The following is an 11,656-nucleotide window of genomic DNA, read 5'->3' as shown; positions in this document are numbered from 1 at the left end:
CACGGTGGACGGCGACTTCGGCGCGAACACCCTGGCCGCGGTCAGGAGCTACCAGAGCTCGCACGGCCTGGCCGTCGACGGCATCGTCGGGCCCAACACCAAGGCCTCGCTGAGCAGCGCCTCCACCTCGGTACCCGCCCCGATCTCGCTGACCTCCTCGGCCTGCCCGACGGACATCAAGCAGGGCGAGGACGACGGCTGCGTCACCGAACTCCAGGAGCTGCTCAACGCGGGCGGCGCCGGCTTGTCGGTGGACGGTGACTTCGGCCCGGCGACGCTCGACGCGGTCGAGTCCTTCCAGGGCCGGCACGGCCTGACGGTGGACGGCATCGTCGGCCCGGACACCAAGGCGGCACTGACCGGGGGCGGCGGCGGCTCGACCCCGCCGCCCCCGCCGAGCGGCGACACCCTGACCAAGGTGGTCGCCTACGCGCACGACATCGAGAACGGCGACGCCGAGTCCGGCTGGGGCGGCGGCCGCATCCAGTACGTCTGGGGCGGGGGCCACAAGGGCAGCCCGGGTCCGTCGACCGGCACATGCGTCGGCGACCCCCAGTCGCTCAGCTGCACCAACCCCGCCGCCGTCGGCCTCGACTGCTCCGGGTTCGCCCGCTGGGTGTACTCGCTCGCCTACGGCCACGACGTCCTCGGCTCTGGGCCCACCGGTGTCCAGATCCACGAGATGTCCCGGGTCTCCTCGCCCGTTCCCGGCGACCTGGTCTTCTTCGGGGCCAGCTCCTCGGACACCGACCACGTGGGCATCTACATCGGCAATGACGAGATGATCAACTCCTACGACACCGGAACCGTCGTCCAGACCAACCACATCGCCGACGGGGGCCACCTCATCGGCTACTACCAGTACTGACCGTCCTGCCGACTCCACGGGGGAGCCGGCACGCCGCCCTCCCGCTGCTCCGGCCGCGGGAGGGCAGGCGCGTCGGGCGCGTGCGGCGGGCGAGTGCGGGCGGGCGAGTGCGGCGGCCTTCTTGACAGCCGAGATTGGTCTGTACCATTTTTGTCGTGGTCAGGTCATCAGTGCGCCGCCACGGAAGGTCGTCGACCGATGACGGCTCGCTCGTGCGGCAACCCCCCACGTGCGCGCCACGGTTGAGGGCGCCGAACCCCTTGGAGAGGCCCCCATGGCCGCATCCCCACCGCACGGCCGCCGCACCCCGCACCGAGCGGCAGTCCTCCTGCTCACCGCCGCGCTCGGCGCCGCCGGTCTCGTCGCCCTCGGCGGCGGGGCGAGCGCGGCCGGCGTCGACCTCGTCGTCAACGGCGGGTTCGAATCCGGGACCCTCTCCGGCTGGACCTGCGATCCGGGCACCGGGAGCGTCATCACCTCACCGGTCCACAGCGGAACGCACGCGCTCGCCGGCGCGGCCACCGTCTCCGACACGGCGCAGTGCACCCAGACCGTCGCCGTCCAGCCGAACGCCACCTACACGTTGTCGGCCTTCGTCCAGGGGGCGTACGTCTACCTCGGGGCCACCGGTTACACCTCCACCTGGACTCCGTCGGCGACGACGTACCAGCAGCTCAGCACGTCCTTCACCACCGGCGCCTCGACCAGTTCGGTGACGCTCTACCTGCACGGCTGGTACGGGCTGGGCACCTATCACGCCGACGACGTGACGCTCACCGGCCCGGGCGCCAGCACCCCCACCACCGCGCCCCCGACCACCCCGCCGCCGACGACTGCGCCCCCCACCACCGCGCCGCCCACGAGTCCGCCGCCCGGCGGCACGCCGGCCTGGCATCCCCCGTACCTCTCGGTCGGGACCGTCTACACCCCCGGCAGCACGGTCGACGCCTTCCTCACCACCCTCAAGACCCATGGCAGTCTGCCGAACTACGGCTACGAGTACCTCGTCGGCAACGACTTCCCGAACTGGGGCGCCACCACCACGACGATGGTCACGCACTCCGAGCAGTTCGGCATGACCCCCGTGCTGGTCGACTACGGGATGAACGGCAACATCGACGGAACGGGCGTCGACTTCACCAACATGCAGAACACGAGCTGGGTGACGACGTACTTCCAGTCCCTGGAAAAGGCGGCGCAGGCGGCGAACGCCGCGGCCCCCGGCAAGCCGGTCGGCTGGGTCATCGAGCCCGACATGCTCGGTTACCTCGAGCAGAACTACGCCGCGACCTACGGCAACGACGCCTCCAGGATGCCGGCCGCGACCAGCGCCGCGTACGCCTCGGGCGCGCTGGCGAGCGGTACCGACCCGGCCTTCGGCAACAACCTCAAGGGCCTGGTCGAGGCGATCAACTACACCGTCAAGAAGTACGACCCGACGGCCTTCGTCGGGTGGCAGCTCAACACCTGGGCGGTGCGCGACGCGCTCAAGGACACCGACACGCAGGGCTGGACGGCCGGCCGCCAGTCGATCGCGAACGTCGCCACGCAGGTGGCGGACTTCGCCCGCACCGCGGACATCGGCTACCGCGCCGACTTCGCGGCTTTCGACCAGTGGGGCCAGGACTTCGGCGTGCTGCGCGACCCGAACCCGGCGGGCGACATCCGCTACCTGAACGCGGCGCACTGGAGCAACTACCTGCTCTACGTCCGGACGATCCGCCAGTCCCTCGGCCTGCCCGCGGTGCTGTGGCAGATCGCGGCCGGCCACCTGAACTCGACGCAGACCGCGAGCCCGGCCTACTGGAACGCCTCGGGCCGGTTCCCCGACCTCGACAACGTCACCGCCGAGCAGAACGAGGACTCGGCCGCGACCTTCTTCTACGGCGACTCCTTCACCTCCAGCGGCAACAACCTGGCGTTCTACGGCAGCAATCCCGGCGCGGACCCGAACGTCAAGGTCAGCGGCTCCACCGTCACCTGGGGTTCGCACATGCCGGACGCGGCGGCGGCCGGTGTCGTGGCGATCTTGTTCGGCGCCGGAACGGGCACCGGTACCTACGGGGTGCCGGAGATGGTCGGCAGCAATCAAGTGCATCCGAGCGACTTCGACTACTGGGTGACGCGGACCCAGTCCTATCTGGCCGCCCCCACCGAGCTGCCCTGACGGCAGGCGGCCGCGTCAGCCGCGCCCGCCAAAAGAAACGAACATTCCTTCTTGACAGAAGATCCCAACGAGGGGAAAGGTGGGCGGAGAAAAAGGAACGTTCCTTCGCTGACATGGAGGGCCATGCCGCCCGCCCGATATCCCGCCCCGCTGGTGCTGGTCCTGCTGATCGTGATGGCCGCGCTGTGGCTGTCCGGGTGAGCCCCGGCGCGCGCCGCCGGCACGGTCCGCGGCATCCGGTCACCCGGGCCGGCCGGGGCGGCCGGCGGTCGCAGCCCGAGGAGGTGCCCGATGCCGACCGCCGCGGATGAACCCGGGGACGTGCTCAGCGATGCCGGCGGCACCCCGCTGGCGGTGAGCCTGCGCAGCGTCCACGCCCTGGACCCGGGACTCGTCGGCAACGGGACCTGCCTGCTCGCCGCTGCCGGGCGACTCGGACTGCCCGTCGCCGACGGCGTCGCCGTCACGACGGCGGGCGTCGCCAACGACGATCGCCTGGACGCGCTCCGGCACGCGTGGCGCCGCACCCGCGGGCCCGTGCACGTCCTGCTCTCGGACCGCGGGCCCCGCAGCGGACTGGGCGTGGGCCCGTCCCGGTGCGATGCCTCCACCTGGTCCGGGCTGCTCGACGGCCTCCACGACCTGCTGGCCTACGACCAACTGGAGAACCCCGGCCACGCGGAGGGTCCGTGGGCCATCCTGGTGCTGAAAGTACCCGCCGACGGGCGCTGCGCCATCGTGGAGTCCGACCACCGGGGCCGGATCAGGCTGTGGGCCGCCGATGGGCGCCGGACGCTCAACTGGCCCGCCCGCGTGCGCCTGCGCGCCCTGGCGCGGCAGACGCGCGAGCGGATCGGGCGCCCGATCAGCCTGGAGGCCATGCGCACCGAGGACGGCGACTGGGTGATCACCGACCTGCGCCACCGGGTCTCCCGGATCGCCCGGAGCCGCCCGGCGGGGTGATGCCCCAACGGCGGGAAGCGCGGGCCGGTCAGCGGGTCAGCGGGCGAGGTCGCCGCGAAACCGACCGACACCGACCCGGCCCGCCTGACCGGCCCGGTGGACGAGTCGAAGGCCGTCGTCGACCAGCCGGTCCCGGGAATCGGCGTGCGGGGCGACGGGCCACCGGTCATCTGCGCGTACGCCTGACGCCGCGCGTACCGGCCGCCGACAGGGCCGGCGGCGGGGCCGCGCCGGTACGCGGTTCAGCCGGTGTCCCCGTCGCGGTGGGCGTCCCGGGGCGGACGCCCAGCGCGCGGGCGGCGCGGTAGGCGCGGTGGCCGCGCCGCCGCCTCGGCGTCCGTGGCCCCCGCGCGACCGAGTGTGCGGTCGAAGGCGGTCAGCAGGAGGTAGAGCAGACCGGCGCCGAGCATCACCCAGGCGAGCCGGTGCATGCCGCCGGTGTCGGCGCGCTGCCCGAAGGACGCGCCGGTCGCGGAGGAGGCGATCATCGAGCCGATATAGGCGAAGGTGCGCAGCAGCCCGGCCGAGGAGGCGGTGCGCTCCGGATCGGCCTGGAAGTAGACGGAGTTCTGCAGGGCCAGGCTGTTCAGCCCCTGCGGGACACCGAAGATCAGGGCGACCAGGAGCAGCATCCACAGCGGGCTGTTCCCGGTGAGCGTCAGCATCACCAGGCAGGCGACGATCTGTCCGGCCCCGCCGAGCAGCAGCTTGCCGCGCACGCTCCAGCGCCGCCCGGAGACGATCGAGACCCCGATCGCCAGCAGGAACATGGGGATCTGCACCAGCCCGGCGCGGAAGGGGGTGAGCCCGTAGCCCTCCTCGGTCCACTGGCTGAAGCCGTAGAGGAAGGCGTAGGAGACGATGTACGCGACGAGCGCGCGTCCGTAGGTGGCCAGCAGTGGTGTGTTGCCGCCGAGCACCCGCAGGTCGATGAAGGGGGTGGCGGCCCGCAGCTCGCGGGCGGCGAACACGGCTCCCACGGCGGCAGCCACCACCAGCAGGTACCAGCTGCTCAGGTGCAGGTTCATCAAGAACAGCAGCAATGAGGTGAGCATCGCGGCGAACAGGCCCATGCCGGGCAGGTCGAGCCGGGCGGCCAGGCCCTCGCGGCGCCGCAGCGCGTCCGTCCCGGTGGCGGGCTTGGGCAGTCGCAGCAGCCCCAGCAGCACGGCCGCCACGGCCAGCGGCACGTTCAGCGCGAAGGTGGCGCGCCAGCCGCCCACCGCGATCAGCAGTCCGCCCAGCAGCGGGCCGACGACGGCGATGGTCTGGTTGGTGACCGCCAGGGCGGTGAGCACCCCGCCGGGACTGTCCCGTCCGGTCCGTTTCCCCTCGCTGCGCAGCAGCGCCATCGCGGCGGGATAGCCGGCGCAGGTGCCGAAGCCGAGCAGCACACGGCCGGCGATCAGCACCCCCAGGTTGGGCGCCAGGGTGCCGATGACGCCGGCGACACCGACCAGGGAGGTGCTGAGCAGGAAGAGCCTGCGCGGCCCGAAGATGTCGATGAGCCGGCCCACGACCGGCTGTCCCAGCGAGGTGGCCAGGTAGAGGGCGGAGACCAGCCAGGCGGTCTGCGAGGAGGGTGCGCCGAGGGCTCTGCCGATGGGTACGAGCGCGACGGAGATGATCGTCGAGTTGATCGGGTTCAGGACCGAGCCCAGCATCATCGGCGGCAGCAGCCGCCGGTCGAAACCCGGCTTGTCCGTCTCCGGCCCGGTGTCCGCCCGCGCCTCGGTCATGGGGCGGCTGCCCTGGGACGGCTCAGTCACGGGTGCGTTCACCTCACGGGTCGGCTCAGTCACGGGTGGGTTCAGTCATGGGTGGGTTCAGTCATGGGGTCGGCTCAGTCATGGGTCAGCCGCTCCAGTACGGCCATGGCGGCGATCACGGCGCGGCGTTCGGCTTCCGTGCACCTGTCCTGCAGCTGGCCGGCGAGCCATTCCGTCCGGGCCTGCCGTCCCTCCTCCACCCGGCGCCGGCCCTCCGCGGTCAGCGCGATCAGCAGGCGCCGCCCGTCGTCCGGGTCGGGGCTCCGCTCGACCAGCCCCGCCGCGGCGAGCGAGGCGACCGTCGCCGTCATCGACTGGTGCCGCACCCCTTCGGTGGCGGCCAGCTCACTGGCGGTGACGTCCCCTTTGTCGGACACGCGGGCCAGTACGGACGCCTGGCCCAAGGTGAGGTCCTCGACCTCCGCTGCGTTCAGGATGCGGCGGCGCAGGCGGCTGATGACCGCGCGGACCTCGCGCGACGCCTGGAGGGCCGAGGGCGACAGGCCCGGTTTCCCGCTCATGCCCGCCACGCTAACGTCCGCAGGCTGAACTGTCCAGTTTCACCTGTACAGCGTGGACTGCATGGGCTGTGCTGGCTGCACGAGATGTGCGGGCTGCACGAGTCGCACGGGCCTCTACGGGCTCTACGGGCTGTTGGCGGGCTTCCGGGAGCGGCCGGAAAAACGCTTGGCCGCGGTGGCGCCCGGGCTGCTAAGGTCCAGTCGACCGTGAGACCGGCGAAGGAGGTGAGACCCGTGAACGCTGAATCGACGTGGGTGCTCCCCCTTCCCGTCACGGCCGGGCGACCGACATAGGTGCCGCCGGGAGCGCCTCCCCAACAAGGCACTCCCGAAAGGGCATCACCTATGCAGTCTCTGCAGTTCACCGCCGAGTCGTCGTCGAACGGCACGACCGAACGCGACTTCACGGTGGGCGAGATCCCCGGCGTCCTCTGGTCGCCGGCCCCCGGCGCCGACCGCGCTCCCCTGGTACTGATGGGTCACGGCGGCGGCACCCACAAGAAGGCACCGGCCATGTCCGGCCGGGCACAGCGCCTGGTGGCAGCCGGCTTCCACGTCGCCGTCATCGACACGCCCGGTCACGGTGACCGGCCGCGCACCGCGCACGACGAGCGGGAGATCGCCGAGCTGTACCGGGCGCGGGCGGCCGGCGAGCCGGAAGGCCCGGTCGTCGTCCGCTACAACGCGTATCTGGCGGAGCTCGCCGTACCCGAGTGGCGGGCCACCCTGGACGCCCTCCAGGAGCTTGCGGAGATCGGCGCGGACGGGCCGGTCGGCTACTTCGGCATCAACATGGGCACCGCCATCGGCGTGCCGCTGGTCGCGGTCGAACCCAGGATCACCGCCGCGGTCTTCGGTCAGCACTGGCCCGACGCGCTGGCCGAGCAGGCACGGCGGATCACCGTCCCGGTCGAGTTCGCCATGCAGTGGGACGACGAGCACATCCCGCGCGACGCCGCTCTCGCGCTGTTCGACGCCTTCGCCTCGACGGACAAGACACTGCACGCCAACGCGGGCAGGCACAAGGAGCTGCCCCGGTTCGAGGCGGACAGCGCGGTCCGGTTCTTCGTCCGGCATCTCGGCCGGGCGGCCGTGACGCGCGCCTGATGTGGAGGAGTCGGCGTCCGGCCGCCGGGCCGGACGCCGACTCCGCGTCCCCAACTCCCCGTCACCGGCCCCGGATCGTCAGGTCACCGGCCCGGCGCCGCCGCCCCCGGTCCGCTCGGCCAGCGCCACGACGAGGCCCTCGGGTCCGCCGACGTGGCGGCCGCTCGTCCCAGCCGGGTTGTTCGATCGCGCGCTCACCGGGGTGGCCGGTGGGGGGTGTCCGCCGCGCCGCTGAAGTCGTGGACGGCGAAGTCGGCGACCGGGACGTACCCGATGCGCTGGTAGAGGGCGTTGCTGGTGGGGTTGCCCGCGTTGGCGAACAGCACGACGTCGGTCGCACCCGCCGCCAGCGCGGCCCGGCTCACCTCGACCGTGACGGCGCCCGCGTAGCCGCGCCCGCGCAGGTGCGCCGGGGTGTAGACGGGGTCCACCCGGATGTGGCCGGCGACCATCGGGGTCGTGCCCGCCAGGGAGACGGCGGTGCCGTCCGGGGTCTGCCAGAACGTGTAGTGCTTGTCGGCGAAGCGCGTGCCGGCCCAGGAAGCGGCGTCCGGGGCGACGGCTTCCCCGACGTCCGCGGCGAACGCGCGGCACCAGCGCATGAGGTGCTCGCGGTCCTGCGCGCCGACGAGCCGGCCCCGGCCGGCCGGGCGCGGTTCCGGCGGGGTGAGCGTGCCGAGGCGGTAGAGGCGGAGCCGCTCGCGGGGTGTCGGTGTCGCGCCTGTCTGCCGCTGCCACGCCTCGGCGAATGCGGCGGCGGTGTCGTGGTCCGCGCTGACACCGGGAAAGCGGTGGCCGAGGGCGGCCAGCCGAACGGCGAGGCGGTCGGCGTCGCCGGGGGTGAGCGGGGTGGGGCTCAGGCGGCCGCGCGGGGTCCGGTAGAACACGGCGCGGACCTCGCCGGCCCGCTCCAGTCGGCCGAAGAGGGGGGCTCCGGCGCCGGCCGCGGCCGGCCGGCGGGTCCGCAGTGTGTCGGTCACGGTCAACGCCATGGTGTGCAGGGCGGGTCGCGAGCGGAGGAAGGGCCCGGCGCGGGCGAGGAAGTCGTCGACGTCTTCGGTGAGGTACCAGTCGTTCGAGCGCATGCTTCATGATTCCTGGTGCGCTCGCCCGCGCGGAATGCGTCCGCCACCGGATGTCATGCGCGGCCCAGTGATTCCGTCGCCCTGCGCCGGGCAGCCTTCTACCGTGGGAAGGCCGCGACGCCCGACCGCCGATGATCCGCACCCGGCGGTCACCAGGGCTCGCGAGGCCGGACCGCTCGGACTGTTGACATCGCTTCGGCCCCATCGATGACGGGCAGGACATGGGAATCAACCTCTCCGCTGATGTGCGCGCACGCCTGTCCCCTTCGTTCGCGATCCTCGAAACCCCCTATGAATGGCGGCGCGTCACCTCGCGCTTCAAGGACGAGGTCCCACCGCGCGAGCAGACCAGCCACGTTCATGTCGTCCCCTTCATCGGCGACCGGGCGGTACTGCTGCGGACCGAGGAGGACGGCTGGTCGACGCCGGGGGGCACGCTGCTGGAGGGCGAGGCCTTCGACGCGGCGGTCACGCGTGAGCTGGCCGAGGCGATCGGCGGCCGGACGGACCACTACGAGCTGTTCGGGCAGTGGGACAGCTCGACCACGGACCGGACGGCCTACCAGCCGTGGCTGCCGCACCCCCGCTTCGCGCTGGCCGTCGGGTGGGCGGACGTGGTCATCTCCGGGCCCCCGGAGAGCCGGGGCGGTGTCGAGGTGAAGAACGTCCTGGAGATCGTGGTCCTCCCGGTCGAACGGGCCGCCGAACGCCTGGTCGCCGGCGACCGGCCGCACCTGGCGGCGCTGTACTCACTGGCCCACGAGGTCCGCCGGGCGAGCCGCCCCTGAGCCGGGTCGGGCCCGCTGCCCGTGGATCCCGCCGATCCCCTCACCCGGCGGCCCGGCACACCGCGGGATGCCGTCATGCACGGCATGGCAGCAATTCCACCGGCCCTGCGGCTGGTCGGACGGGCCGCGGAGATCCGGCGCCTGACCGAACTCGTGGACGCGGGCGTCCACCGGGGCGGCTCCCTGCCGCGCGGTGACGCCGGGATGGGGAAGTCCGCCCTGCTGGCCGTGGCGGGCGAGCACGCGTCCGCGAACGGCACCCGCGCCCTCAGCCCGGTCGGCGTGGAGCGGGAACCCGCGCGCGCCGCTGGAACTCGGGCCGAGTCGGCGAGTACCGCCTTACCGCTCGCGCCGCTGCCGGTCGGCCGGCGGATCGCGGCACCGCCTTGTCCTGGCAGCCGCCGGCCGGCCGGGGGTGCGTTGCCACGAGGCCCACGCGTCGATTACTTTGGCGGCGTGCATGGGGTCAGGCTCGTTACGCGCATTCATGTCGATCTTCTGCGGTCGGCCGGCGCGCTGTGTCCTCGGCGTCGCCCGAGCCCTCGTCCCGCCCCGCTTTCCCGGTAGTCCCGGGAGCAGCTCCCGCGCAGCACGGCACCGGAGGCGGGTTGCCGAATTCCCGTGCGCCGGCGGATTCCCGTGCCGGCAGAGGTCGCCCCGCCGGGCGGCGAATCGGAGTCCTGACATGAGTCAAGAATTTCTCTGGTACATCCCCAATACCGTCGAGCCCGGCCACCGCGGCGACGACACGGCCGACGGCTGGGGAACGCTCGACTACGCCACCGAACTCGCCCGCGCCGCCGAGGACCACGGGTGGGGCGGCGCCCTGATCGGGACGGGGTGGGGCCGGCCGGACACCTTCACCGTGGCCACCGCTCTGGCCGCCCGCACCACCACCTTCAAACCGCTGGTGGCGACCAGGCCCGGTTACTGGCAGCCCGCGCACTTCGCCAGTGCCTCGGCCACCCTCGACCGGCTCAGCGGCGGGCGTCTGCTGGTCAACATCGTCAGCGGCCTGGACAACGCCGGGGCGTACGGCGACGGGGAGAGCGACCCGGCCCGCCGGTACGACCGCACCCGGGAATTCCTGCAGTTGGTGCGCCGCCTGTGGACCGAGGAGAACGTCACCTTCCGCGGCGAGTTCTTCGCCGTCGACGGCTCGACGGTGAATCCGCGGCCCTGGGGCACCGAACACGGCCGGACCCCGACGCTCTACTTCGGCGGCGCCTCCTCGGCGGCGGAGCAGGTCGCGGCCACCGAGGCCGACGTCCAGCTCTTCTGGGGAGAGCCGCTCGACGGCGTGGCCGAGCGTGTCGCCCGCCTCCGGAAGCTGGGCGCGTCCCTCGGCCGCGCCCTCGCCCCGCTGGAGTTCGGCCTGCGGATCACGACGCTGGTGCGTGACACGACCGAGGAGGCGTGGCAGGCCGCCGAGGCGAAGGTCGCCAAGATGGCGGGCAGCGACGACCCGACGCTGACCAGCGGTCGGCGCCGGGCGGTCGGCCAGCAGCGGCTCTACGATCTGACGCGGCGCGGCGAGGTGCTCGACTCCTGCCTCTACACCGCCCCCGGCCGGTTCGGCGGCGGCGGCGCGGGGACGACCTGGCTGGTCGGTTCCGCGGACGAGGTGGCCGCCGCCCTGCGGAAGTACGGCGAGCTGGGCGTCACCCACTTCATCCTGTCCGACACCCCGTACAGACCGGAGGTGGCCCGGATCGGGGACCAACTGCTCAGCCGGCTCCGGGAGCGGAATCCCGCGTGACCGGCACCCGGCCCGGCGCGAGGCGGCATCGGGATGGTGCGAACCGTCGCGCCGGCCGGGGTGCGTGGCCGACCATGGGGTGTGCGATTCGACTCCGTCCCCATGCCGCCGGCCGTTGCGGCCAGGCCCCGCGACAGCCGCGGTTACCCCGTCCCGGCCATCACTCCGTGGGAGGGCGACGAGCCGCAGTTCGCCCGCACCGACTACGGGCGCAGCGCCGCGTGTGCGCGCGAGCGGCGGTGCTCCGTCTGCGACGCCCTGATACCGCGAGGTCCGGTGTGGCGGGTGGTCGGCGCCTCGGAGAGCGCCGTGATCGGTGCGGCCCTGGCCGCCGGCCGGCCGCACCGCAATCTGGCGCCGACCCTGGAGGCCCCCGGGCACCGCGCGTGCATGCTCTACGCCTCGATGGTCTGCCCGTTCCTGGCCCGCCCCAACGCCCGGCGTGGTCTGACGGCGGACCGCCCGGACGACCTGACCGCGCATGTCGTCCGGGGAGCGGTCCGGGGCGGGCTGGGCGCGGTGGTGGGATTCGGCGACTACGAGTTCGCGGTCACCCCGTCCCAGGTGCTGTTCCGCTTCTTCGACGTGGTCGAGTTCCTGCCGCACGACACCGCCGACGAGCACCTGGC

At 73.0% G+C, this 11,656-nt stretch carries 11 protein-coding genes; 8 read left to right on the top strand and 3 right to left on the bottom strand.

The window, feature by feature from the left end; all coding sequences use genetic code 11:
* From GA0115240_RS14500 to GA0115240_RS14490, 3 genes are all read left to right on the top strand, one after another.
* The coding region (locus GA0115240_RS14500; protein WP_176725076.1) for a C40 family peptidase at positions 1 to 868 on the top strand (868 nt) is incomplete at its 5' end.
* A gap of 274 nt (positions 869 to 1,142) precedes the next feature.
* Positions 1,143 to 3,035 (top strand): carbohydrate binding domain-containing protein, encoded by a 1,893-nt coding sequence (locus GA0115240_RS37610; protein WP_093737089.1) that lies wholly within the window; start codon positions 1,143 to 1,145, stop codon positions 3,033 to 3,035.
* 291 nt (positions 3,036 to 3,326) lie between these two features.
* Positions 3,327 to 3,998, top strand: a complete 672-nt coding sequence (locus tag GA0115240_RS14490) for a hypothetical protein (protein WP_093737088.1) — start codon at positions 3,327 to 3,329, stop codon at positions 3,996 to 3,998.
* Between the two features lie 242 nt (positions 3,999 to 4,240).
* Here GA0115240_RS14490 and GA0115240_RS14485 read toward each other — a convergent pair whose 3' ends face one another.
* Together GA0115240_RS14485 and GA0115240_RS14480 are read right to left on the bottom strand one after the other, a co-directional pair.
* The gene (locus GA0115240_RS14485) at positions 4,241 to 5,737 is read right to left on the bottom strand and encodes an MFS transporter (RefSeq protein ID WP_093737087.1); all 1,497 of its coding nucleotides are present in this window, start codon (positions 5,735 to 5,737) and stop codon (positions 4,241 to 4,243) included.
* Positions 5,738 to 5,841: 104 nt separating this feature from the next.
* The gene (locus GA0115240_RS14480) at positions 5,842 to 6,288 is read right to left on the bottom strand and encodes a MarR family winged helix-turn-helix transcriptional regulator (protein ID WP_093737086.1); all 447 of its coding nucleotides are present in this window, start codon (positions 6,286 to 6,288) and stop codon (positions 5,842 to 5,844) included.
* Between the two features lie 345 nt (positions 6,289 to 6,633).
* Between GA0115240_RS14480 and GA0115240_RS14475 the strand changes: the two genes are divergently transcribed.
* Entirely contained in the window at positions 6,634 to 7,395 is a 762-nt protein-coding gene (locus tag GA0115240_RS14475) for an alpha/beta hydrolase (RefSeq protein ID WP_093737085.1), read from the top strand.
* 194 nt (positions 7,396 to 7,589) lie between these two features.
* Here the strand turns inward: GA0115240_RS14475 and GA0115240_RS14470 are convergent, their stop codons facing one another.
* Positions 7,590 to 8,480: a GNAT family N-acetyltransferase gene (locus GA0115240_RS14470; RefSeq protein ID WP_093737084.1), complete on the bottom strand. Its 891-nt coding sequence runs from the start codon at positions 8,478 to 8,480 to the stop codon at positions 7,590 to 7,592.
* 221 nt (positions 8,481 to 8,701) lie between these two features.
* On the opposite strand from GA0115240_RS14470, the gene GA0115240_RS14465 reads away from it, so the two are divergent.
* The 4 genes from GA0115240_RS14465 to GA0115240_RS14455 form a co-directional block, all read left to right on the top strand.
* Positions 8,702 to 9,268 (top strand): NUDIX domain-containing protein, encoded by a 567-nt coding sequence (locus GA0115240_RS14465; protein WP_093737083.1) that lies wholly within the window; start codon positions 8,702 to 8,704, stop codon positions 9,266 to 9,268.
* 75 nt (positions 9,269 to 9,343) lie between these two features.
* Positions 9,344 to 9,835, top strand: coding sequence for a putative leader peptide (locus GA0115240_RS39225; protein ID WP_370673337.1), 492 nt, complete (start codon positions 9,344 to 9,346; stop codon positions 9,833 to 9,835).
* Between the two features lie 118 nt (positions 9,836 to 9,953).
* Positions 9,954 to 11,027: an LLM class flavin-dependent oxidoreductase gene (locus tag GA0115240_RS14460; protein ID WP_093737082.1), complete on the top strand. Its 1,074-nt coding sequence runs from the start codon at positions 9,954 to 9,956 to the stop codon at positions 11,025 to 11,027.
* A gap of 81 nt (positions 11,028 to 11,108) precedes the next feature.
* Positions 11,109 to 11,656: hypothetical protein (locus tag GA0115240_RS14455; RefSeq protein WP_256069806.1), on the top strand; the 548-nt coding region annotated here is incomplete at its 3' end.

Source organism: Streptomyces sp. DvalAA-14 (assembly GCF_900091855.1).
In the GTDB taxonomy this organism is placed as follows: Bacteria; Actinomycetota; Actinomycetes; order Streptomycetales; family Streptomycetaceae; genus Actinacidiphila.
The sequence above is the reverse complement of the archived record's forward strand: the minus strand, read 5'-3'. Positions and strand labels throughout refer to the sequence as shown.

Bases quoted from the DNA above. Each gene is read 5' to 3' on its own strand.
- GA0115240_RS37610 (WP_093737089.1), top strand. From the start codon at position 1,143: ATGGCCGCATCCCCACCGCACGGCCGCCGCACCCCGCACCGAGCGGCA.
- GA0115240_RS14490 (WP_093737088.1), top strand. From the start codon at position 3,327: ATGCCGACCGCCGCGGATGAACCCGGGGACGTGCTCAGCGATGCCGGC.
- GA0115240_RS14485 (WP_093737087.1), bottom strand. From the start codon at position 5,737: ATGACCGAGGCGCGGGCGGACACCGGGCCGGAGACGGACAAGCCGGGT.
- GA0115240_RS14480 (WP_093737086.1), bottom strand. From the start codon at position 6,288: ATGAGCGGGAAACCGGGCCTGTCGCCCTCGGCCCTCCAGGCGTCGCGC.
- GA0115240_RS14475 (WP_093737085.1), top strand. From the start codon at position 6,634: ATGCAGTCTCTGCAGTTCACCGCCGAGTCGTCGTCGAACGGCACGACC.
- GA0115240_RS14470 (WP_093737084.1), bottom strand. From the start codon at position 8,480: ATGCGCTCGAACGACTGGTACCTCACCGAAGACGTCGACGACTTCCTC.
- GA0115240_RS14465 (WP_093737083.1), top strand. From the start codon at position 8,702: ATGGGAATCAACCTCTCCGCTGATGTGCGCGCACGCCTGTCCCCTTCG.
- GA0115240_RS39225 (WP_370673337.1), top strand. From the start codon at position 9,344: ATGCACGGCATGGCAGCAATTCCACCGGCCCTGCGGCTGGTCGGACGG.
- GA0115240_RS14460 (WP_093737082.1), top strand. From the start codon at position 9,954: ATGAGTCAAGAATTTCTCTGGTACATCCCCAATACCGTCGAGCCCGGC.